Annotated in this window: 19 protein-coding genes; 15 read left to right on the top strand and 4 right to left on the bottom strand. The window is 61.7% G+C overall.

Features of this window, described 5'->3' with window-relative positions; all coding sequences use genetic code 11:
- Positions 1-92 precede the first annotated feature (92 nt).
- Positions 93-1,571, bottom strand: coding sequence for an NCS1 family nucleobase:cation symporter-1 (locus AB4O22_RS08570; RefSeq protein WP_003202908.1), 1,479 nt, complete (start codon positions 1,569-1,571; stop codon positions 93-95).
- A gap of 613 nt (positions 1,572-2,184) precedes the next feature.
- Between AB4O22_RS08570 and hydA the strand changes: the two genes are divergently transcribed.
- From hydA to preA, 3 genes are all read left to right on the top strand, one after another.
- Positions 2,185-3,624 carry a dihydropyrimidinase gene (gene hydA, locus AB4O22_RS08565; RefSeq protein ID WP_013693597.1) on the top strand — a complete coding sequence of 480 codons (1,440 nt, stop codon included), beginning with the start codon at positions 2,185-2,187 and terminating at the stop codon, positions 3,622-3,624.
- 175 nt (positions 3,625-3,799) lie between these two features.
- The gene (locus AB4O22_RS08560) at positions 3,800-5,167 is read left to right on the top strand and encodes an NAD(P)-dependent oxidoreductase (protein WP_460096132.1); all 1,368 of its coding nucleotides are present in this window, start codon (positions 3,800-3,802) and stop codon (positions 5,165-5,167) included.
- Entirely contained in the window at positions 5,168-6,442 is a 1,275-nt protein-coding gene (preA, locus tag AB4O22_RS08555) for an NAD-dependent dihydropyrimidine dehydrogenase subunit PreA (protein ID WP_003202911.1), read from the top strand.
- Between the two features lie 144 nt (positions 6,443-6,586).
- On the opposite strand, the gene AB4O22_RS08550 is transcribed toward preA, so the two are convergent.
- Entirely contained in the window at positions 6,587-7,207 is a 621-nt protein-coding gene (locus AB4O22_RS08550) for a TetR/AcrR family transcriptional regulator (RefSeq protein WP_003202912.1), read from the bottom strand.
- Positions 7,208-8,650: 1,443 nt separating this feature from the next.
- Here AB4O22_RS08550 and AB4O22_RS08545 point away from each other — a divergent pair.
- From AB4O22_RS08545 to AB4O22_RS08515, 7 genes are all read left to right on the top strand, one after another.
- Positions 8,651-9,952, top strand: a complete 1,302-nt coding sequence (locus AB4O22_RS08545; protein WP_460096130.1) for an OprD family porin — start codon at positions 8,651-8,653, stop codon at positions 9,950-9,952.
- 174 nt (positions 9,953-10,126) lie between these two features.
- A complete protein-coding gene (locus AB4O22_RS08540) occupies positions 10,127-10,948 on the top strand; it encodes an NAD-dependent epimerase/dehydratase family protein (RefSeq protein WP_223471871.1) in 822 nt (273 codons plus the stop codon).
- 42 nt (positions 10,949-10,990) lie between these two features.
- Positions 10,991-11,896: an SMP-30/gluconolactonase/LRE family protein gene (locus tag AB4O22_RS08535; RefSeq protein ID WP_460096129.1), complete on the top strand. Its 906-nt coding sequence runs from the start codon at positions 10,991-10,993 to the stop codon at positions 11,894-11,896.
- Positions 11,897-11,954: 58 nt separating this feature from the next.
- A complete protein-coding gene (locus AB4O22_RS08530) occupies positions 11,955-12,923 on the top strand; it encodes a TRAP transporter substrate-binding protein (protein ID WP_003202921.1) in 969 nt (322 codons plus the stop codon).
- Between the two features lie 76 nt (positions 12,924-12,999).
- Positions 13,000-13,527 (top strand): TRAP transporter small permease, encoded by a 528-nt coding sequence (locus AB4O22_RS08525; RefSeq protein ID WP_223471873.1) that lies wholly within the window; start codon positions 13,000-13,002, stop codon positions 13,525-13,527.
- Positions 13,527-14,807 (top strand): TRAP transporter large permease, encoded by a 1,281-nt coding sequence (locus tag AB4O22_RS08520; protein WP_003202926.1) that lies wholly within the window; start codon positions 13,527-13,529, stop codon positions 14,805-14,807. Before AB4O22_RS08525 ends, AB4O22_RS08520 begins: the two co-directional genes overlap by 1 nt.
- A gap of 89 nt (positions 14,808-14,896) precedes the next feature.
- Positions 14,897-15,766 carry an aldose 1-epimerase gene (locus AB4O22_RS08515; RefSeq protein WP_223471874.1) on the top strand — a complete coding sequence of 290 codons (870 nt, stop codon included), beginning with the start codon at positions 14,897-14,899 and terminating at the stop codon, positions 15,764-15,766.
- Positions 15,767-16,003: 237 nt separating this feature from the next.
- On the opposite strand, the gene bkdR is transcribed toward AB4O22_RS08515, so the two are convergent.
- Positions 16,004-16,492, bottom strand: coding sequence for a Bkd operon transcriptional regulator BkdR (gene bkdR / locus AB4O22_RS08510; protein WP_003202929.1), 489 nt, complete (start codon positions 16,490-16,492; stop codon positions 16,004-16,006).
- Between the two features lie 192 nt (positions 16,493-16,684).
- Between bkdR and AB4O22_RS08505 the strand changes: the two genes are divergently transcribed.
- The 5 genes from AB4O22_RS08505 (at position 16,685) to AB4O22_RS08485 (ending at position 22,896) form a co-directional block, all read left to right on the top strand.
- On the top strand, positions 16,685-17,920 hold the full coding sequence (locus AB4O22_RS08505) for a 3-methyl-2-oxobutanoate dehydrogenase (2-methylpropanoyl-transferring) subunit alpha (RefSeq protein ID WP_003202930.1): 1,236 nt from the start codon (positions 16,685-16,687) through the stop codon (positions 17,918-17,920).
- 1 nt (position 17,921) lies between these two features.
- The gene (locus tag AB4O22_RS08500) at positions 17,922-18,980 is read left to right on the top strand and encodes an alpha-ketoacid dehydrogenase subunit beta (protein ID WP_013693602.1); all 1,059 of its coding nucleotides are present in this window, start codon (positions 17,922-17,924) and stop codon (positions 18,978-18,980) included.
- A complete protein-coding gene (locus tag AB4O22_RS08495) occupies positions 18,981-20,252 on the top strand; it encodes a dihydrolipoamide acetyltransferase family protein (protein ID WP_460096128.1) in 1,272 nt (423 codons plus the stop codon).
- A gap of 18 nt (positions 20,253-20,270) precedes the next feature.
- On the top strand, positions 20,271-21,653 hold the full coding sequence (lpdA, locus tag AB4O22_RS08490; RefSeq protein ID WP_003202934.1) for a dihydrolipoyl dehydrogenase: 1,383 nt from the start codon (positions 20,271-20,273) through the stop codon (positions 21,651-21,653).
- A gap of 223 nt (positions 21,654-21,876) precedes the next feature.
- Positions 21,877-22,896 (top strand): branched-chain amino acid aminotransferase, encoded by a 1,020-nt coding sequence (locus tag AB4O22_RS08485; protein ID WP_003202935.1) that lies wholly within the window; start codon positions 21,877-21,879, stop codon positions 22,894-22,896.
- 94 nt (positions 22,897-22,990) lie between these two features.
- On the opposite strand, the gene AB4O22_RS08480 is transcribed toward AB4O22_RS08485, so the two are convergent.
- Positions 22,991-23,920, bottom strand: a complete 930-nt coding sequence (locus AB4O22_RS08480; protein WP_436132284.1) for a DMT family transporter — start codon at positions 23,918-23,920, stop codon at positions 22,991-22,993.
- Positions 23,921-23,958: the final 38 nt, after the last annotated feature.

The following is a 23,958-nucleotide window of genomic DNA, read 5'->3' as shown; positions in this document are numbered from 1 at the left end:
GGCCGCCATCGCGAGCAAGCTCGCTCCCACAGGGGATCTGCATCCACCCAAATCCAGTGTGGGAGCGAGCTTGCTCGCGATGAGGCCCTCCTTCACACCGCTGTTTTGGCAACGGACGGGCTTGCTCGCATACTGCACAACCCGTAATAAATCACCCCGCCCAGCGCCGAGCCGGTGAACCAGCCGTAGCTGTAGAACCAGCTGAACGCATCGCTGCCCAGGGACAGCAGCGTCAGCACCACCGGCACGCCAAAGGCGATGAAGCCGTTCCAGTTCCACGCCGGGTAAACGTCGTCGCGGTACAGCCCGGCCAGGTCCAGCTGCTGTTTCTTGATCAGGAAATAATCCACCACCATGATCCCGGCAATCGGCCCCAGCAGGCTCGAATAACCCAGCAGCCAGTTGGAATAGACCGACTCGAGGCTGACCTCGGACACGATCAGGCCAAGTTTCTTCAGCAGCTCGTGGGCCATCAGCGCCAGCCCCACCAACCCGGTGAGCATCACCGCCTTGGTGCGGCCGATCAGTTTCGGCGCCAGGTTCTGGAAGTCGTTGGTGGGCGAGACAATATTGGCGGCGGTGTTGGTCGAGAGCGTGGCGACGATGATCAGCACCATGGCCAGGGCCACCCACACCGGGCTCTGGATGTGCCCGATCAAGGTCACCGGGTCGGAGACGGTCACCCCCACCAGTTTTTCCGAGGCCGCGGTCATGACCACGCCGAGGGAAGCGAACAGGAACATGGTCAACGGCAGGCCGATGATCTGCCCCACGATCTGGTCTTTCTGGCTCTTGGCGTAACGGCTGAAGTCCGGAATGTTCAACGACAGCGTGGCCCAGAAACCGACCATGGCCGTCAGCCCGGCCAGGAAATAGCTGGTCACGCCGGCGCCTTCCGGGCGTTTGGCCGGGACCGCCATCAGCTCAGTCAACGAGACATTGGGCAACGCCCACACCAACAGCCCCGCCCCCACCAGCACCAGCAGTGGCGCAGACAAGGTTTCCAGCCACTTGATCGACTCGGCACCGCGCAGCACCACCCACAGGTTGATGACCCAGAACACCATGAAACCGATCACTTCGCCGGTGCCACCCAGACTCTTCCAGCCTTCGAACACCGAACCAAGAAACAGGTGGATCGCCAACCCGCCGAACATGGTCTGGATGCCGAACCAGCCACAGGCCACCAGGGCGCGAATCAGGCACGGCACGTTCGAGCCGATTACACCGAAGGACGAGCGCAACAGCACTGGAAACGGAATGCCGTACTTGGTTCCGGCAAAGGCATTCAGGGTCAGGGGGATCAGCACGATGATGTTGGCAAACAGAATCGCCAGCAGCGCCTCGCCCACCGTCAAGCCGAAATAGGCGGTGAGCACGCCGCCGAGGGTGTAGGTCGGCACGCAGATCGCCATGCCCACCCACAATGCGGTGATGTGCCATTTGTTCCAGGTTCTCTCGTGCACCTTGGTCGGCGCGATGTCGTGGTTATAACGGGGGCTGTCGAGGACGTCGCTGCCGGCTTCAAGCTCGAACAACCCGTCGCGCTCAGTCACTGTTGATCTGGTCATGTCCGCTCCACTGTTTTCATTATTTTTGCTCATCGACTGGCGATGGCCGGAGTACTTGCACGCGTGCTACCGACCACCCCGCCAGACCACGACAGCACTCAATAACCGTGCCGAATAACGCGCCGAGCTGACTGGACGATCGATATAACCTTCTCAAGCATTTGATATCTAAAGATTTAAAGCCATTTAACCGCCCTGCTTCACTTTGTGCTCATCGACTTGAGGCTAGATGACCTGTACGTCCTGTCGAGTTCGAGACTCAAAGTGGTGCACCCCGAATCAAGGCGAGGTGTCTGGGCCGCACTTCAAGCGCTTTCAAGCCGCTGATTTACCATGACAAATCTCGCTCAAATAACGATCCTGTCAAGTGCGTCAAAATGGTGAGCAGGCTCACCATTTTGGTGATCTTAAAATTTAATTCTTTAATTTCAATTACTTAACAACCTAACAAGCTTATAAAAAATAATCTTGATCATTTCAATAACTCCAGCTAGCGTCTAATCCTGACATTCGTGACAAGAATACAAATCTGCACGACGTCGTCACTTAATAACCGTGATCGATAAAACATAAAGAACCGGCAACAGTCGGTCATGCCTGCGAGGAACTCGGAATGTCTCTGTTGATCCGTGGTGCCACCGTTATTACCCATGATGAAAGTTACCGCGCCGATGTGTTGTGTGCCGACGGCGTGATCAAGGCCATTGGTGAAAACCTGGATGTTCCGGCCGGCGTCGAAGTGCTCGATGGCAGCGGCCAATACCTGATGCCCGGCGGCATCGACCCCCATACGCACATGCAGTTGCCGTTCATGGGCACAGTCGCCAGTGAAGACTTCTTCAGCGGCACGGCGGCGGGCTTGGCCGGGGGCACTACATCGATCATCGATTTCGTGATTCCCAACCCCCAGCAATCGCTGATGGAAGCCTTTCATCAATGGCGTGGCTGGGCCGAGAAAAGCGCCAGCGACTACGGTTTTCACGTGGCCATCACTTGGTGGAGCGAGCAGGTCCGCGAAGAAATGGCCGAGCTGGTCAATCATCACGGCGTGAACAGCTTCAAGCACTTCATGGCCTACAAGAACGCAATCATGGCCGCCGACGACACTTTGGTGGCGAGCTTCGAGCGCTGCCTGGAACTGGGCGCGGTGCCCACCGTGCACGCGGAGAACGGCGAGCTGGTCTATCACCTGCAACGCAAGTTGCTGGCCCAGGGCATCACCGGGCCCGAAGCCCATCCGTTGTCGCGCCCTTCGCAAGTGGAAGGCGAAGCCGCGAGCCGCGCCATCCGCATCGCCGAAACCCTGGGCACGCCGCTTTACCTGGTACACGTGTCCACCAAGGAAGCACTGGATGAAATCACCTACGCCCGCAGCAAGGGCCAACCGGTCTACGGTGAAGTACTCGCCGGGCATCTGTTGCTGGACGACAGCGTCTATCGCGACCCGGACTGGCAGACCGCAGCCGGCTACGTGATGAGCCCGCCCTTCCGCCCGCGCGGGCACCAGGAGGCGCTCTGGCACGGCTTGCAGTCCGGCAACCTGCACACCACCGCCACCGACCACTGCTGTTTCTGCGCCGAACAGAAAGCCGCCGGGCGTGACGACTTCAGCAAGATCCCCAACGGCACCGCCGGTATCGAAGACCGCATGGCGGTGCTCTGGGACGAAGGGGTCAACAGCGGCAAATTGTCGATGCAGGACTTCGTCGCCCTCACCTCCACCAACACCGCGAAGATCTTCAACCTCTACCCACGCAAGGGGGCGATCCGCGTCGGCGCCGATGCCGACCTGGTGCTCTGGGACCCACAAGGCAGTCGCACGATTTCCGCCAAGACCCACCACCAGCAAGTGGACTTCAACATCTTCGAAGGCAAGACCGTGCGCGGCGTGCCCAGCCACACCATCAGCCAGGGTCGGCTGGTCTGGGCAGACGGCGACTTGCGAGCCGAGCGCGGCGCCGGGCGCTACATCGAACGGCCGGCGTATCCGGCGGTGTTCGATTTGCTGAGCAAGCGGGCTGAGCTGAATAAACCCACTGCCGTGAAACGCTGACCCCAGGATCGTTCCCATGCTCTGCGTGGGAACGCCTCTGGGGACGCTCCGCGTTCCGCTTTGGGACGCTGAGCGTCCCGGGCTGCATTCCCACGCGGAGCGTGGGAACGATCGAGGCACCCGAAAAACCACTGCCCACCAGAGGCAGCACCTCAAACACCGTGAGGCCCACTCCATGATCCAGCCCTTGAGCCACCTCCCCCATTCCCAGGAAGACCCGGCCACCCTCGCCGCTCGCTTCAGCGACCTGGCACCGCCACTCAACGCGCGCCAGGCCCACCTGGAAGCCTCCCGGTGCCTGTACTGCTACGACGCGCCGTGTGTGAATGCTTGCCCAAGCGAAATCGACATTCCTTCGTTCATTCGCAACATCCACCAGGACAACGTCCAAGGCGCGGCGCAGAAGATTCTTTCGGCCAACATCCTCGGCGGCAGTTGCGCTCGGGTCTGTCCCACCGAGGTCCTTTGCCAGCAAGCCTGCGTGCGCAACAACGCCCAGGAATGCGCACCCGTGCTGATCGGCTCGTTGCAGCGCTATGCCGTGGACAACGCCCACTTCAGCGAACACCCCTTCCAGCGGGCCGCCGCCACCGGCAAGCGCATCGCCGTGGTCGGGGCCGGGCCGGCGGGGTTGTCGTGTGCGCATCGCAGCGCAATGCACGGCCATGAGGTGGTGATGTTCGAAGCCCGGGAGAAAGCCGGCGGCCTCAACGAATACGGGATCGCCAAGTACAAACTGGTGGACGATTACGCCCAACGTGAACTGGACTTCCTGTTGGAGATCGGCGGCATCGAAATCCGCCACGGCCAGAAACTCGGCGAGAACCTGAGCCTGAGCGACTTGCACCAGCAGTTCGACGCAGTGTTCCTCGGCCTCGGTCTGGCCGCCAGTAAACAACTGGGCCTGAGTGACGAACAGGCTCCGGGGCTGCTGGCCGCCACCGAGTACATCCGCGAACTGCGCCAGGCCGACGACCTCAGCCAGTTGCCCCTGGCCGACCGTTGCATCGTCCTCGGCGCCGGCAACACCGCCATCGACATGGCCGTGCAAATGGCTCGCCTCGGCGCCCGGGACGTCAACCTGGTCTACCGTCGCAGCCTTGAAGACATGGGGGCCACCTTGCACGAGCAGGACATCGCCAAGGCCAATCAGGTGCGCCTGCTGACCTGGGCCCAACCGCAACAGGTGTTGCTCGATGCCGCCGGGCATGTGTGCGGCATGCGCTTCTCTCGCACGCATCTGGAGAACGGTCGGCTGGTCATCGGCACCGACACCTTCGACCTGCCCGCCGACGCCATTTTCAAAGCCATAGGCCAAGCCTTCGACGACAACGCGCTGGTGGATCCGCTGGCCCGGGAACTCAAGCGCCAGGACGGGCGGATTCTGGTGGACGAAAACCTGCGCACCAGCATTCCCGGCGTCTACGCCGGCGGCGACTGCACCAGCCTGGACCAGGACCTCACTGTGCAGGCCGTGCAGCACGGCAAGCTCGCCGCCGAGGCGATCAACGCTCAACTGATGCTCAATGTGGAGGCTGCGTAAATGGCCGATCTGTCGATTGTCTTCGCCGGCATCAAAGCGCCCAACCCGTTCTGGCTGGCCTCCGCGCCGCCCACCGACAAGGCCTACAACGTGGTCCGTGCCTTCGAGGCCGGCTGGGGTGGCGTGGTCTGGAAAACCCTCGGAGAGGATCCGGCGGCGGTGAACGTGTCCTCGCGTTACTCGGCCCACTACGGTGCCAATCGCGAAGTGCTGGGCATCAATAACATCGAGCTGATCACCGACCGTTCGCTGGAGATCAACCTGCGGGAAATCACCCAGGTGAAAAAGGACTGGCCGGACCGGGCGTTGATCGTGTCGCTGATGGTGCCCTGCGTCGAAGAATCCTGGAAACGCATCCTGCCCTTGGTGGAGGCCACCGGCGCCGACGGCATCGAGCTGAACTTCGGCTGCCCCCACGGCATGCCGGAACGCGGCATGGGCGCGGCGGTCGGCCAGGTGCCGGAGTACGTCGAGCAGGTGACCCGCTGGTGCAAGACTTATTGTTCGCTGCCAGTGATCGTCAAGCTCACGCCGAACATCACCGACATCCGCGTAGCCGCCCGGGCAGCCCATCGCGGTGGGGCGGATGCGGTGTCGTTGATCAACACCATCAACTCCATCACCAGCGTCGATCTGGACCGCATGGTCGCCCTGCCCAGCGTCGGCAGCCAGAGCACCCATGGCGGTTATTGCGGCTCGGCGGTCAAGCCGATCGCGCTGAACATGGTCGCCGAAATCGCCCGTGACCCGCAGACTCAAGGCCTGCCGATCTGCGGCATCGGTGGCATCGGCAGTTGGCGCGACGCCGCCGAATTCATCGCCCTGGGCAGCGGTGCGGTGCAGGTCTGCACGGCGGCGATGCTGCATGGTTTCCGCATCGTCGAAGAGATGAAGGACGGCCTGTCGCGCTGGATGGACAGTCAGGGCCACGCCAACCTGCAAGCGTTCTCCGGTCGCGCGGTGGGCAACACCACCGACTGGAAGTACCTGGACATCAACTATCAGGTCATCGCCAAGATCGATCAGCAGGCCTGCATCGGATGCGGGCGCTGCCACATCGCCTGCGAGGACACCTCACACCAGGCCATCGCCAGCCTCAAGCAGGCTGACGGCACGCATAAATATGAAGTGATCGATGAAGAGTGCGTGGGCTGCAACCTGTGCCAGATCACCTGCCCGGTGCAGGACTGCATCGAGATGGTGACGGTAGACACCGGCAAGCCGTTCCTGGATTGGAACCATGATCCGCGTAATCCCTATCATGTCACTGTCTGAGGGTTAGGGTGCCTGGACTGGCGCCATCGCGAGCAAGCTCGCTCCCACAGGGGACCGGTTGTGAACACAAAATTTATGTTCACCACAAATCCAATGTGGGAGCGAGCTTGCTCGCGATGACGCCATCCGCTTCACCACAAAACCTCAAGGCTCCAACCCGATCCCCCGCAAAATCACACTGGTCACCGTCTGCACCGCCCGCTCGAACTGCATGTCCGACAGCGGCTGGTGGTCGTTGAGGATGTTGATCTGGTGGTCGAAGTCGGCGTAATGCTGGGTCGAGGCCCAGATCATGTAGAGCAGGCTTGAAGGCTCCACCGGGAGGATGCGTTTGTCCTCCACCCACTGGCGGATTTTCGCTTCCTTCATCTTCGCCCAGTCATAGAGGCTGGCGTCCAGCGCCTGGCCCAGCGTCGGGGCGCCGTGGATGATTTCGTTGGCCCAGACCTTCGAGCCGTAGGGCCGGCTGCGGGAGTGGTTCATCTTGGCGCGGATGTAGCTGCTGAGCACCACCCGTGGGTCGTCGAACATTTCGAAGCACAAGGCGTCCTGCTTCCAGACCTCCAGCAGATCGAACAGCACGGCGCTGTACAGTTCGCTCTTGGTGCTGAAGTAGTAATGCAGGTTGGAACGAGGCAATTGCACTTCGGCGGCGATGTCGGCCATGGCGGTGCTGCCGAAGCCTTTCTCGGCAAAGACCTTCTCGGCGGCCAACAGGATTTTCTCGACGTTACTGCGACGAATCTCGATCTTGTGATTGCCCATGAGGGCTCCCTGGCAACAGCGTTGACCAAGACTAGCATTCACCCACTTCTGAAAACACTGGGGATCCCTGTGGGAGCTGGCGAAGCCTGCGATCTTTTGATCTTGATTGATCGTTCCCACGCTCCTGCGTGGGAATGCCGCCAGGGACGCTCCGCGTTCCGCTTCTGGAAGGTGACGCAGAGCGTCACGGGATGCATTACCACGCAGAGCGTGGGAACGATAAGGGTGCGGCGGCGGTGGAAGATCGTTCCTCACGCTCCGCGTGGGAATGCCGCCAGGGACGCTCCGCGTTCCGCTTCTGGAAGGTGACGCAGAGCGTCACGGGATGCATTACCACGCAGAGCGTGGGAACGATCAGGCTGCGGCGGCGGTGGAAGATCGTTCCTCACGCTCCGCGTGGGAATGCCGCCAGGGACGCTCCGCGTTCCGCTTCTGGAAGGTGACGCAGAGCGTCACGGGGTGCATTACCACGCAGAGCGTGGGAACGATAAGGGTGCGGCGGCGGTGGAAGATCGTTCCTCACGCTCCGCGTGGGAATGCCGCCAGGGACGCTCCGCGTTCCGCTTCTGGAAGGTGACGCAGAGCGTCACGGGATGCATTACCACGCAGAGCGTGGGAACGATCAGGCTGCGGCGGCGGTGGAAGATCGTTCCTCACGCTCCGCGTGGGAATGCCGCCAGGGACGCTCCGCGTTCCGCTCTGGAAGGTGACGCAGAGCGTCACGGGATGCATTACCACGCAGAGCGTGGGAACGATCAGGCTGCGGCGGCGGTGGAAGATCGTTCCTCACGCTCCGCGTGGGAATGCCGCCAGGGACGCTCCGCGTTCCGCTCTGGAAGGTGACGCAGAGCGTCACGGGATGCATTACCACGCAGAGCGTGGGAACGATAAGGCTGCGGCGGCGGTGGAAGATCGTTCCTCACGCTCCGCGTGGGAACGCAGCCAGGGACGCTCCGCGTTCCGCTCTGGAAGGTGACGCAGAGCGTCACGGGATGCATTACCACGCAGAGCGTGGGAACGATAAGGGTGCGGCGGCGGTGGAAGATCGTTCCTCACGCTCCGCGTGGGAATGCCGCCAGGGACGCTCCGCGTTCCGCTTCTGGAAGGTGACGCAGAGCGTCACGGGATGCATTACCACGCAGAGCGTGGGAACGATCACAAGCCTTCTGATCGGGGGACATTCGACTAATGTCTTAGACCAGTCATCGCACAACCAATCGCCCTCATCGCTATTCTCAAGCCACGGATTCGCCCGACGCCACGGCCTGCGATCTTGACCTCGATCGGTGACGACCATTGAAGTGCCTCATTTTGAAGCACTCCCGAGTTGGATAATTCCGATAATGGCCAGTTGACAACGAGCAGCCGCTTCCAAATAATCCCCAGCATGTTGTACGACGACGTATGACAAATAAAAACAACAAAAAAGTAGGGAGCGTCATAGTGAGCACACGTGTCCGTTTTTCGCCCGACAACCGTCCAAACCGCCGTACCTTTCTCAACACCAGCCCCGCCCTGATACTGCTCGGTTGCAGCAGCCTTGCGGCGTTTCTGCCCATGACCGCCAGCGCCGAAGGCTTCGTCGATGATGCCAAGGCCACGCTGAACCTGCGCAACGCTTACTTCAACCGCAACTTCACCAACTCGAACAATGCCCAAGGCAAAGCCGAGGAATGGACCCAGAGTTTCATTCTCGACGCCAAGTCCGGCTTCACCCAGGGCGTGGTCGGTTTCGGCGTGGACGTGCTGGGCCTGTACTCGGTCAAGCTCGACGGCGGTCGTGGCACGGCCGGTACGCAACTGCTGCCGGTACATGATGACGGTCGCCCCGCCGATGACTTCGGTCGCCTGGGCGTCGCCCTCAAGGCCAAGGTGTCGAAGACCGAACTGAAAGTCGGTGAGTGGATGCCGGTACTGCCGATCCTGCGTTCCGACGATGGCCGTTCCCTGCCGCAAACCTTCCGTGGCGGCCAAGTGACCTCCACCGAAATCAACGGCCTGACCCTCTACGGCGGCCAGTTCCGCGCCAACAGCCCGCGCAACGACGCGAGCATGGAAGACATGTCGATGAACGGCCGCGGCGCGTTCACCTCCGACCGTTTCAACTTCGGCGGCGGTGAATACACCTTCAACGAAAAACGCACCCAGGTCGGCGTCTGGTACTCGGAACTGTCCGACATCTACCAGCAGCAATATTTCAACCTGACCCACAGCCAGCCCATCGGCGACTGGACCCTGGGCGCCAACCTCGGCTACTTCATCGGCAAGGAAGACGGCAGCGCCCTGGCCGGCGACCTGGACAACAAAACCGCGTTCGCCATGCTCTCGGCCAAATACGGCGGCAACACCTTTTATGTCGGCCTGCAGAAAGTCGGCGGCGATGATGCCTGGATGCGCGTTAACGGCACCAGCGGCGGCACCCTGGCCAACGACAGCTACAACTCCAGCTACGACAACGCCAAGGAAAAATCCTGGCAAGTGCGCCACGACTTCAACTTCGCCGCTGTCGGCGTGCCGGGCCTGACCCTGATGAACCGCTACATCAGCGGTGACAACGTGCACACCGCCACCGTTGATGACGGCAAGGAATGGGGCCGTGAAACAGAACTGGCCTACACCGTACAAAGTGGCGCGCTGAAGAGCCTCAACGTGAAATGGCGTAACGCATCGATTCGTCGGGACTACAGCACCAACGAATTCGATGAGAACCGCATTTTCATCAACTATCCATTCTCGCTTCTGTAATACCAGGATCCATTTGCCATGAGCGCATCCCATGGCAATCTGCGGCAGGGACGCCGATCCAGAGCGGTTCGTCGATCAAACGTTGACAAGGTAACGGAAGGATAAGGATATTCCCTCTCGGTCGTACGACAACTTATAACAACTGTACCTCTCATAGTTTGCTCAGGTAATGCCATGACCACGACACAGATTCGCCACCCCCTCAATCGCCTCCTATTGACCGGTGCCGCCGGCGGCCTTGGCAAAGTTTTGCGCGAGCGCCTCAAGCCTTTCGCCCGCCACATTCGCCTGTCGGACATCGCCAACATGGCCCCGGCAATCGACGAAAGCGAAGAAGTGGTGCCCTGCGACCTGTCGGACAAGCAGGCCGTGCATCAACTGGTCGAAGGTGTCGATGCCATCCTGCACTTCGGCGGTGTTTCGGTGGAGCGTCCGTTCGAAGAAATCCTCGGCGCCAACATCAGCGGCGTTTTCCACATTTATGAAGCCGCCCGCAAACACGGCGTCAAGCGGGTGATCTTCGCCAGCTCCAACCACGTCATCGGTTTCTACAAACAAGACCAGACCATCGACGCCCTCTCCCCTCGCCGCCCGGATGGTTACTACGGCCTGTCCAAGTCCTACGGCGAAGACGTCGCCAGTTTCTACTTCGATCGCTACGGCATCGAGACGGTCAGCATCCGCATCGGCTCGTCATTCGCCGAACCGCAGAACCGCAGGATGATGAGCACCTGGCTGAGCTTCGACGACCTCACTCAACTGATCGAATGCTCGCTCTACACCCCGAAAGTCGGCCACACCGTGGTCTACGGCGTGTCCGCCAACCGCGACGTCTGGTGGGACAACAGCCAGGCCGCACACCTGGGTTACCAGCCCAAGGACACCTCGGAAATTTTCCGCGCCAAGGTCGAAGCGCAGCCGATGCCGGCCGCCGATGACCCGGCCATGGTTTATCAGGGCGGCGCCTTTGTGGCGGCCGGCCCATTCGACGACTGATTCGCTGTTTTTCATGGGATACGCACGCACAAAGGAATCACCATGCAAGCCGAATTGATTGTCGATGCACGCAACGCCGTCGGGGAAAGCCCGGTTTGGGTCCCCGAGGAAAATGCCCTGTATTGGGTGGACATTCCCAGCGGTGGCCTGCAACGCTGGAATGCCAGCAGCGGAAAAATCCAGGGCTGGGAAGCCCCTGAAATGCTCGCCTGCCTCGCCCGTCACCAGGACGGTGGTTGGGTAGCGGGCATGGAAAGCGGTTTCTTTCGCCTGCACCCCAATGATGACGGCAGCCTGGACAGCGAACTGTGCGCAAGCGTCGAGCACAGCCGTACCGACATGCGCCTCAACGATGGCCGTTGCGACCGCCAGGGCCGCTTCTGGGCCGGCAGCATGGTGCTGAACATGGGCGCCAACGCGGACGCGGGCCAGATGTATCGCTACGAGGCAGGCCAGCGCAGCCCGGTCGAGGCGCAACTGAGCGGTTTCATCGTGCCCAACGGCCTGGGCTTCAGCCCGGACGGACGCACGATGTACCTCTCCGATTCACACCCGCTGGTGCAGCAGATCTGGGCTTTCGACTACGACATCGACAGCGGCACGCCGTCCAACCGGCGGCTGTTCGTCGACATGATGCCGTTGCCCGGTCGCCCGGATGGCGCCGCGGTGGATGCCGACGGTTGCTATTGGATCTGCGCCAATGATGCCGGGCTGATTCACCGTTTCACCCCGGACGGACGTCTCGACTGTTCGCTGCAAGTGCCGGTGAAAAAACCGACCATGTGCGCCTTTGGCGGCAGTCGCCTCGACACCCTCTTCGTCACCTCGATCCGCCCCGGTGACGACAACGACCCGCAGTCCCTGGCCGGTGGCGTGTTCGCCCTCAACCCCGGCGTCAGGGGCCTGGCTGAACCTGCTTTCGGAGGACGGGAGTACTCCGCGAACTGATCTGCTTCACCGATTCACTGGATGAGCCATAAAAAAACAACAAGACTGGAGATTGACCATGAATTTCAAACGTACGCTTCTGATCGCAGCCCTCCCCTTGGCCTTTCTGGCCCAGGCGGCCCATGCCCTCGATATCAAGATCGCCGACATCCACCCCAAGGGCTACCCAACTGTAGTCGCCGAGGAATCCATGGGTAAAACCTTGGAAAAGGAGAGTAACGGCGAGCTGAAGTTCAAGTATTTCCCAGGCGGTGTACTGGGTTCTGAAAAAGAAGTCATCGAGCAGATGCAAGCCGGCGCGATCCAGATGTCCCGGGTCAGCCTGGGTATCGTCGGCCCCGTCGTGCCGGACGTGAACGTCTTCAACATGCCATTCATTTTCCGCGACCAGGCCCACATGCGCGCTGTCATCGATGGTGAAGTCGGCGATGCGATCCTCGATCGGATCACCAATTCCGAATTCGGCCTGGTGGCCCTGGCCTGGATGGACGGCGGCACGCGCAACCTCTACACCAAGAAACCGGTGCGCAAGCTCGAAGACATGAAGGGCATGAAGATTCGCGTGCAGGGCAACCCGATGTTCATCGAGACCATCAACGCCATGGGCGGCAATGGTATCGCGATGGACACCGGCGAGATCTTCAGCGCCTTGCAGACCGGCGTGATCGACGGCGCGGAAAACAACCCACCGACCATGCTCGAGCACAACCACTACCAGAACGCCAAGTACTACAGCCTGACCGGTCACCTGATCCTGCCTGAGCCGATCGTGATGTCGAAAATCACCTGGAACAAACTCACCCCAGAGCAGCAGGACATGGTGAAGAAAGCCGCCAAGGCCGCCCAGGCTGAAGAGCGCGTGCTGTGGGACAAGAAGTCCACCGCCAGTGAAGAAAAACTCAAGGCCGCCGGCGTCGAGTTCATCACCGTGGACAAGAAACCTTTCTACGACGCCACCGCACCGATCCGGGCCAAATACGGCGCGCCGTATGCCGACCTGATCAAGCGTATCGAAGCCGTTCAGTAAGCCCTCTCAATCCGTACTCATGAAAAGGCTGGGCGCGCCTGCGGTTAAAAGGTGCGCCCGGTTACGGTGGAACCCGATGAAGAATTTGCTGCTGCGTATCAACGACACGATTTACATGACGTGCATCTGGGTAGCCGGCCTATCTGTCCTGGCAGTTGCCCTGATGATTCCGTGGGGGGTGTTCGCCCGCTATGTACTCGGTACCGGCTCAAGCTGGCCAGAGCCCACCGCCATCTTGCTGATGATCGTGTTTACCTTCATCGGTGCCGCCGCCAGCTATCGCTCCGGCTCGCACATGGCCGTGGATATGGTCACTAGCCGCCTGCACCCGCACTGGCAAACCGCGGCGTCGATTTTCACCCAGCTATTGATGGCGGCGGTCTGCATCTTCATGACCATTTGGGGCACCAAGCTGTGCATGACCACTTGGAATCAATTCATGAGCGCCATCCCTACCCTGCGCGTCGGCATCACCTACATGCCGATTCCGGTCGGAGGTTTCCTGACCTTGATTTTTGTCCTGGAAAAACTCTTCCTGGGTGATCAAAGCCAACGTCGGGTCGTGCAGTTCGACCTGATCGAAGAAAGCGAAGGTGCCGTTTAATGGACGCTCTGATTCTGCTGGGCAGTTTTTTACTGTTGATCCTGATCGGCATGCCGGTCGCCTACGCGTTGGGCGCCGCCGCCCTGATCGGGGCGTGGTGGATCGATATTCCGTTCCAGGCCATGATGATCCAGGTAACAGGCGGGGTGAACAAATTCTCGTTGCTGGCCATTCCGTTCTTCGTGCTGGCCGGTGCGATCATGGCCGAAGGCGGCATGTCCCGCCGACTGGTGGCATTCGCCAGTGTGCTGGTGGGGTTCGTGCGTGGTGGCCTGTCATTGGTCAACCTGGTGGCCTCGAGTTTTTTTGGCGCGATCTCCGGCTCCTCGGTGGCCGACACCGCCTCGGTCGGTTCGGTGTTGATCCCGGAAATGGAACGCCGCGGCTATCCGCGTGATTACGCCACCGCCGTCACCGTCAGTGGTTCGGTGCAAGCGTTGCTGACACCGCCCAGCCACAACGCGGTGTTGTACTCCCTCGCCGCTGGCGGCACCGTCTCCATCGGTTCGTTGTTCATGGCCGGCATCGTCCCCGGCATCATGATGAACCTGTGCCTGATGGCGCTGTGCCTGGTCTTCGCGAAAAAACGCAATTACCCCAAGGGCGAAGTAATTCCCCTCAAGCAAGCGTTGAAGATCTGCAAGGAAGCCATGTGGGGCATGATGACCCTGTTCATCATCCTTGGCGGCATTCTCTCGGGTGTTTTCACCGCCACCGAATCGGCCGCCATCGCCGTGGTGTGGGCATTCTTCGTGACCATGTGCATCTATCGCGACTACAAGTGGAGCGAGTTGCCGAAACTGATGCACCGCACGGTACGCACCATCTCCATCGTGATGATCCTGATCGGCTTCGCCGCCAGCTTCGGCTACATCATGACGCTGATGGAGATCCCGGCGAAGATCACCACCGCGTTCCTGACACTGTCGGACAACCGCTACGTGATCCTGATGTGCATCAACGTGATGCTGCTGCTGTTGGGCACCGTGATGGACATGGCGCCATTGATCCTGATCCTGACACCGATCCTGATGCCGGTGATCGTGGGCATCGGCGTGGACCCGGTGCAGTTCGGCATGATCATGCTGGTGAACCTGGGTATCGGGCTGATCACGCCACCAGTGGGCGCGGTGTTGTTCGTCGGTTCCGCCATCGGCAAGGTCAGCATCGAAAGCACCGTCAAGGCGCTGCTGCCGTTCTACGCCATGCTGTTCGTAGTGCTGCTGCTCGTGACTTATGTTCCCGCCATTTCCCTGTGGTTGCCGCACCTGGTGTTGTAACCCCAAAAGCGCGCAAGTCCCCCCTTGTGTCGAGGGAGCAAGCTCCCTCGACACAAAAGCTTTTTCCCCACTCGACAGACGCGACCACCATGACGCAACCTCTTCTCTACCTCGAAGACGAACTCACCCGCCTCACCCTCGCCCCTCACCTGGGCGCCAGCCTCGTCGACTGGACGTTGCGCAGCAGCGGCGCGCCGCTGTTACGCCCTCCCGCTCCGCAAGCGCTGGAAAACCGTTTGCCCGGCAAGCTCGGCGGCTTCCCGTTGATCCCCTGGTCGAACCGGATCGCCAACGGCGGTTTCGACTGCCCCGGCGGCTGGCTGGCCCTGGAGGCCAATAGCCCCAACGATCCGTTTCCGATCCATGGCAGTGCCTGGCAACAACCGTGGCAAGTGATAGAGCAAAGTGCCCAGGACGTGTTGCTGCAACTCGACAGCCAATACCCGTTCGCCTATTGCGCCAGCCTGCGGATTCGCTTGAGCGGCGGTCAGTTGCAGATCGCCATGCACGTCACCCACATGGCCGAACAGGCCGCCTGGCACGGGCTGGGGTTGCATCCGTATTTTCCGCGCACCGCCAGTACTCGCCTGCAAACCCGCGCCAGCGAAGTCTGGCTGTGCGACGCATCGAAACTGCCAACGGAACTGAGGGACATCCCCGCAGAGTGGGATTTCCAGCACGCCCGGTTACTGCCAGACACGCTGGTCGACAACGGCTTCGGCGGTTGGGACGGGCACTGTCTGATCCAGCAACCGGACTTGGGTTATGAGCTGGAGTGCCGCGCCAGTGGCAGCGACTATTTCCTGCTGTACTGCCCCGTGGGCCTGGACTTCTTCTGCATCGAACCGGTCAGTCATCCGGTCAACGCCCATCACCTGCCGGGGCGACCGGGGTTGCGTTTGCTGGAGCAAGGGCAGTCGGTGGCGCTGGGGTTTTCGATGCAGTGTCGGATGCTCTAAGGCCCACTTCCCTGTGGGAGCAAGGCTTGCCCGCGATGAAGTGAAGGCGGTCTCCTGGGAAACCGAGGCGCCTGCATCGCGAGCAAGCTTTGCTCCCACAGGGTTTTGGGTTGCCAATGAATCCGCAGCCAAACGCAGGTCCCATTGTGGGAGCGAGCTTGCTCGCGATAGCGGTGGGTCTGCTGGCATCAATGTTGAAGTGCCGCCGCCTTCGAACAGGCTCGCTCCCACAGGGGGTCAGGTGCCCAGGGTCAACCCATTGGCCGGCAACGGCAGCGCGGTCTTGTAGCGCACCTGCTTGAGGGCAAAGCTGGAGCGGATGTTCGCCACGCCCGGGACCTTGGTCAGGAAGTCCATCATGAACCGCTCCAGCGACTGGATGGTCGGCACCAGCACGCGGATCAGGTAATCCGGGTCGCCGGCCATCAGGTAGCACTCCATCACCTCCGGTCGGTCGGAGATCGCCTCTTCAAAGTGCTGCAGCGCCTCTTCCACCTGTTTCTCCAAACTCACATGGATGAACACGTTGACGTGCAGGCCCAGCAGGTCGGCGTCCAGCAGCGTGACTTGCTCGCGGATCACCCCCAGCTCCTCCATGGCCCGGACCCGGTTGAAGCACGGCGTGGGCGACAGATTGACCGAACGGGCGAGATCGGCGTTGGTGATGCGGGCGTTTTCCTGAAGGCTGTTCAGAATGCCGATGTCGGTGCGATCCAATTTACGCATGAGACAAATAATCCTGTTTTTTATCGTTGTGCAGATTTTTTATCTGCAAATGATCTGAACAGCAAGCTAACAGAGAAAAATATTCTTCTGCGTCGAGCCTATGATTGTTGTAGGACAATTTCCCGTACCCGGGGAAATTCGTCAGCTAGCGCGCCCACTACAAGAAATTCACAAGATCGAGCGTAGAAAGCCATGAACCCAGCGTATGAACCGCTACGCCTGCACGTCCCAGAACCCTCGGGCCGTCCCGGCTGCCAGACCGACTTCTCCTACCTGCATCTGTCCGATGCCGGCACGGTGCGCAAACCTCCCATCGACGTCGAACCCGCCGACACCGCCGACCTGGCCCGTGGCCTGATTCGCGTGCTCGACGACCAGGGCAATGCCTTGGGCGACTGGGCCGCGGACATTCCCGTCGAGATCCTGCGCAAGGGCATGCGTGCCATGCTCAAGACTCGCATCTACGACAACCGCATGGTCGTCGCCCAGCGTCAGAAAAAGATGTCGTTCTACATGCAAAGCCTTGGCGAAGAAGCCATCGGCAGCGCCCAGGCCCTGGCGTTGAACATCGACGACATGTGCTTCCCCACCTACCGCCAGCAAAGCATCCTGATGGCCCGCGAAGTGCCGCTGGTGGACCTGATCTGCCAACTGCTGTCCAACGAGCGCGATCCGCTCAAGGGCCGCCAGTTGCCGATCATGTACTCGGTCAAGAACGCTGGTTTCTTCACCATTTCCGGCAACCTCGCCACGCAATTCGTCCAGGGCGTGGGCTGGGGCATGGCCTCGGCGATCAAGGGTGATACCAAGATCGCCTCGGCCTGGATCGGTGACGGCGCCACCGCCGAATCGGACTTCCACACTGCCCTCACCTTCGCTCACGTCTACCGGGCGCCGGTGATCCTCAACGTGGTCAACAACCAGTGGGCAATCTCCACCTTCCAGGCCATTGCCGGTGGTGAAGCCACGACCTTCGCCGGACGCGGCGTCGGTTGCGGCATCGCCTCCCTGCGCGTGGATGGCAACGATTTCATGGCGGTCTACGCCGCCTCGCGCTGGGCCGCCGAACGTGCCCGCCGCAACCTCGGCCCGGCGCTGATCGAATGGGTCACCTACCGCGCCGGCCCGCACTCCACCTCCGACGATCCGTCGAAGTACCGCCCCGCCGACGACTGGAGCCACTTCCCGCTGGGCGATCCGATTGCGCGCCTCAAGCAGCACATGGTGAAGATCGGCCAGTGGTCCGAAGAGGAACATGCGGCAGTTACCGCCGAACTCGAAGCCGAAGTGATCGCCGCGCAGAAGGAGGCCGAACAGTACGGCACCCTCGCCGGCGGGCAGATTCCAAGCGCCGCGACCATGTTCGAAGACGTCTACAAAGAGATGCCGGAGCACTTGAAGCGCCAGCGTCAGCAGTTGGGGATCTGACATGAACGATCACAACAACAATATTGCGTTGGACACCGCCATGACCACTACCACCATGACCATGATCCAGGCCCTGCGCTCGGCCATGGACGTGATGCTCGAACGCGACGACAACGTCGTGGTGTTCGGCCAGGACGTGGGTTACTTCGGCGGCGTGTTCCGCTGCACCGAAGGCCTGCAGAACAAGTACGGCACCTCGCGGGTGTTCGACGCACCGATTTCCGAAAGCGGCATCGTCGGCGTGGCGGTGGGCATGGGCGCCTACGGTCTGCGCCCAGTAGCCGAGATCCAGTTCGCCGACTATGTCTACCCAGCCTCGGACCAGATCATTTCCGAAGCGGCGCGCCTGCGCTATCGCTCGGCCGGCGAGTTCACCGCGCCAATGACCCTGCGCATGCCCTGCGGCGGCGGTATCTATGGCGGCCAGACCCACAGCCAGAGCATCGAAGCGATGTTCACCCAGGTCTGCGGCCTTCGCACCGTCATGCCATCCAACCCCTACGACGCCAAGGGCTTGCTGATCGCCTCCATCGAAAACGATGACCCGGTGATCTTCCTCGAACCCAAGCGCCTGTATAACGGCCCGTTCGACGGCCACCACGACCGCCCGGTAACACCGTGGTCGAAACACCCCTCGGCGCAAGTGCCGGACGGCTACTACACGGTGCCGCTGGACGTCGCCGCGATTACCCGTCCGGGCAAGGACGTGACCATCCTCACCTACGGCACCACGGTCTATGTGTCCCAGGTCGCCGCCGAGGAAACCGGTATCGACGCTGAGGTCATCGACCTGCGCAGCCTGTGGCCGCTGGACCTGGAAACCATCGTCAAGTCGGTGAAGAAAACCGGCCGCTGTGTGGTCGTCCACGAAGCCACCCGCACCTGCGGTTTCGGCGCCGAACTGGTGGCGTTGGTGCAAGAACACTGCTTCCACCACCTGGAAGCGCCTATCGAGCGTGTCACCGGTTGGGACACCCCCTACCCGCACGCGCAGGAGTGGGCGTATTTCCCAGGGCCGTCCCGTGTGGGCGCGGCGTTGAAACGGGTCATGGAGGTCTGAATGGGCACGCACGTTATCAAGATGCCGGACATCGGCGAAGGCATCGCGGAAGTTGAACTGTCGGTGTGGCACGTCAAGGTCGGCGACATGGTGGTCGAAGATCAGGTGCTGGCCGATGTCATGACCGACAAGGCCATGGTGGATATCCCCTCTCCGGTGCATGGCCGGGTCATCGCCCTGGGTGGCGAGCCCGGTGAAGTCATGGCGGTGGGCAGCGAATTGATCCGCATTGAAGTCGAAGGTGCGGGTAACCTGAAAGAATCGGCCCAACAGACGCCAGCGCCAGCCCCGGCTGCGCAAGCACCGAAGCCGGCCCCCGTGGCAACACCTGAACCGGTGCCGGAAAAAACCGCCGCGCCACGCTGCGCCCCGCAAGCACCTGTGGCCCGCGACCCCGACGAGCGTCCACTGGCGTCGCCGGCCGTGCGCAAACACGCGCTGGACCTGGGCATTCAATTGCGCCTGGTCCAGGGCAGCGGCCCCGCCGGACGGGTCCTGCACGAGGACCTGGAAGCCTATCTGGCCCAAGGTCCGTCGACCCAGGCCAAGGGCGGTTCGGGTTATGTCGAGCGCCACGACGAGCAGCAGATCCCGGTGATCGGCATGCGTCGCAAGATCGCCCAGCGCATGCAGGAAGCGACCCAGCGCGCCGCCCATTTCAGCTACGTCGAAGAAATCGACGTCACCGCCCTGGAAGAGCTGCGGGTTCACTTGAATGAAAAACACGGCGCCAGTCGCGGCAAGCTGACCTTGCTGCCGTTCCTGGTCCGCGCCTTGGTCGTGGCCCTGCGCGACTTTCCGCAGATGAACGCGCGCTACGACGATGACGCCCAGGTCATCCACCGCTCAGGCGCGGTGCATGTGGGCGTCGCCACCCAGAGCGATGTTGGCCTGATGGTGCCGGTGGTGCGTCACGCCGAAGCCCGTAGCCTGTGGGACAGCGCGACGGAAATCTCCCGCCTGGCAACGGCGGCCCGCACGGGCAAGGCCAGCCGCGATGAGCTGTCCGGTTCGACCATCACCCTGACCAGCCTCGGTGCGCTCGGCGGCATCGTCAGCACGCCGGTGCTGAACCTGCCGGAAGTGGCGATTGTCGGCGTAAACAAAATCGTCGAGCGGCCCGTGGTGATCAAGGGCCAGATCGTGATCCGCAAGATGATGAACCTCTCCAGCTCTTTCGATCACCGGGTGGTCGACGGCATGGACGCGGCGCAATTCATCCAGGCCCTGCGTGGCCTGCTCGAACAACCCGCCACCCTGTTTGTGGACTAATCATCAATGGAGCAGGCGATGCAAACTTTGAACACCACGCTGCTGATCATCGGCGGCGGCCCTGGCGGCTATGTGACGGCGATCCGTGCCGGGCAACTGGGCATCTCGACCATCCTGGTGGAAGGCCAGGCGTTGGGCGGGACCTGCCTGAATATCGGCTGTATCCCGTCCAAGGCCTTGATCCATGTGGCCGAGCAGTTCCACCAGACCCGGCACCACAGCCAGGGGGCGGCCTTGGGCATCACGGTGGCGGCGCCGACGCTGGACATCGGCAAGAGCGTGGAATGGAAGGACGGCATCGTCGATCGCCTGACCACCGGCGTCGCGGCGCTGCTGAAGAAGCACAAGGTCCAGGTCATTCACGGCTGGGCCAAAGTGATCGATGGCAAGACGGTCGAGGTCGGTGACACGCGCATCCAGTGCGAACACCTGCTGCTGGCCACCGGCTCGAAAAGCGTCAATCTGCCGATGCTGCCGGTGGGCGGGCCGATCATTTCCTCCACCGAAGCCCTCGCCCCCACCTCGGTGCCCAAGCATCTGGTGGTGGTCGGCGGTGGCTACATCGGCCTGGAGCTGGGCATTGCCTACCGCAAGCTCGGCGCCGAGGTCAGCGTGGTCGAGGCCCAGGAACGGATCCTGCCAGCCTATGACGGCGAGCTGACCCAACCAGTGCACGAGGCGCTCAAGCAGTTGGGCGTGAAGCTGTACCTCAAGCACAGCGTCGAAGGTTTCGATGCCCAGGCCAGCACCTTGCAAGTGCGTGATCCCGATGGCGAGACGCTGAACCTGGACACCGACCGGGTGCTGGTGGCCGTTGGTCGCAAACCCAACACCCAGGGCTGGAACCTCGAAGCGCTGGACTTGGCGATGAACGGTTCGGCGCTGAAAATCGACAACCGTTGCCAGACCAGCATGCGCAACGTCTGGGCCATCGGCGACCTGAGCGGCGAACCGATGCTCGCCCACCGGGCCATGGCCCAGGGTGAAATGGTCGCCGAGCTGATCGCCGGCCAGCACAGGGAATTCAACCCAACGGCCATCGCCGCGGTGTGCTTCACCGATCCGGAACTGGTGGTGGTCGGCAAGACACCGGACGAGGCCAAGGCGGCCGGGCTCGATTGCATTGTGTCGAGCTTCCCGTTCGCCGCCAACGGTCGGGCCATGACCCTGGAATCGAAAAGCGGTTTCGTCCGGGTCGTGGCCCGCCGGGACAATCACCTGATCGTTGGCTGGCAAGCGGTCGGCGTCGGCGTGTCGGAGCTGTCCACCGCGTTCGGCCAATCCCTGGAGATGGGCGCGCGCCTGGAGGACATCGCCGGCACCATCCACGCCCACCCGACGCTGGGCGAGGCCGTGCAGGAAGCGGCGTTGCGGGCGCTGGGGCATGCGTTGCATCTGTAACGCATCAGGATCATTCCCACGCTCCGCGTGGGAATGCAGCCAGGGACGCTCCGCGTCCCAAAGCCGAACGCGGAGCGTCCGTTGAAGTATTCCCACGCGGAGCATGGGAACAATCATCGAGTGAGGCTGCGAAACAGCCCCGGAATGAAGTATTGTTGTCCCCATCCAAAAAACGTCAGAAGCCTTGAACCGTTTCGACGGTTGTTAAGAAATAGAGGGTGTCATGGGTAACGAGAGCATCAATTGGGACAAACTGGGCTTTGACTACATCAAGACCGACAAGCGCTACCTGTCGCACTGGCGCGATGGTGCCTGGGACGCGGGCACCCTGACCGAAGACAACGTGCTGCACATCAGCGAGGGCTCCACCGCCCTGCACTACGGTCAGCAGTGCTTCGAAGGCCTGAAGGCCTATCGCTGCAAGGACGGTTCGATCAACCTGTTCCGCCCGGACCAGAACGCCGCCCGCATGCAGCGCAGTTGCGCCCGCCTGCTGATGCCGCACGTCGAGACCGAGCAGTTCGTCGAAGCCTGCAAGCAAGTGGTCCGCGCCAACGAGCGCTTCATCCCGCCTTACGGCACCGGCGGCGCGCTGTACCTGCGCCCGTTCGTGATCGGCGTGGGTGACAACATCGGCGTGCGCACCGCACCCGAGTTCATCTTCTCGATTTTCTGCATCCCGGTCGGCGCCTACTTCAAGGGCGGCCTGACCCCGCACAACTTCCTGATCTCCAGCTTCGACCGCGCCGCCCCACAAGGCACCGGCGCGGCCAAGGTCGGTGGCAACTACGCCGCCAGCCTGATGCCCGGCTCCCAGGCCAAGAAGGCCAGTTTCGCCGACTGCATCTACCTGGACCCGATGACTCACTCGAAAATCGAGGAAGTCGGCTCGGCCAACTTCTTCGGCATCACCCACGACAACAAATTCGTCACCCCGAAATCCCCTTCGGTCCTGCCGGGCATCACTCGCCTGTCGCTGATCGAACTGGCCAAATCGCGCCTGGGCCTGGAAGTGATCGAAGGTGACGTGTTCATCGACAAGCTGTCGGACTTCAAGGAAGCCGGCGCCTGCGGTACCGCTGCGGTGATCACCCCGATTGGCGGCATCAGCTACAAGGACAAGCTGCACGTGTTCCACAGCGAAACCGAAGTCGGCCCGATCACCCAGAAGCTCTACAAAGAGCTGACCGGCGTGCAGACCGGCGACGTGGAAGCGCCAGCGGGTTGGATCGTCAAGGTTTGATCCAAGCCTTTGCGGGCACCTGAAGGCTTTTTGGCCTCAATAAAAAGCCCACCTCGGCTTCAGCAGGGGCGGGCTTTTTTATTCCTTCGCTCAGTTACCCTCGACGCAAAACCGGCCATCGCCCCCAACGCTGGCGAAACCATCCGTAACCGCTGACCAGCAAGATCCCGCCCAGCACCAGAACCGCGCCAACGATGAAGTTCGGCTCCAGCGGCTCATCCAGCAACCAGACGCCAAAACCGATGCCAAACAGCGGCGTCATGAACGACAGCACCCCCAGTTGCGAAGCGAGGTAGTGGCGCAGCAGGGAGAACCAGATCAGGAAGCTGGCGAAGGACACCAGCAACACCTGGAACGCCATGCTGGCGATGAGTTGCGGCGTGGGGTTGATCGTCGTTTGCCCTAGCGCTATCGACAGTCCAATCAACAGCACCCCGGCGCCAACCAGTTGGTAAAGCAGCGTCTGGCTGGCCGGCAGATTCGTCAAACGCGAACAGCGTACCGTCACCGTGGTTGCGCCCCACAGCGCACCGGCCAGCAAGCCCATGCCGTCACCGAGCAACGAGCTGCCGTTCGCTGCGCCCGAGCCCCCGCTGAAAGCCACCACGATCCCGCCGAAGGCAACGGCGATGCCCAGCCATTGCGCCGGCTTGAGGCGTTCGCTCGGCAGTTTCCAGTGCAAGCCGAGGGCGGCGAACATCGGTGCGGTATAGAGGAAAATCACCATGTGCGAAGCCGTCGTATGCCGCAGGCCTTCGCCCACCATCACGAACTCCAAGGCAAACAACAACCCCACCAGCAGGCCCGGGCGCCAACTGCCATCGGCCAGGGACAGGCGTTCATCGCGCACCAGCACCAACAACCAGACCAGTGCCGCAGCGATGGCCGAGCGCACGCCCAGTTGCAGCATCGGCGCCATGTCGGCGGCGCCGGCCTTGATCGCGACTTGCTGGAAACCCCAAATGGCACAGAGGCCGGTCATCAGGGCGCAGACCTGGCCATCCAGGGCGCGGCGGGTGGTCATGGGAACGGTCCTTGGGCAGAAAGAGATGAAAGGATTGT

Source organism: Pseudomonas sp. S3_B11, from assembly GCF_054667715.1.
Note: the sequence above shows the minus strand (reverse complement) of the source record. Positions and strands in the feature narration are given on the sequence as shown.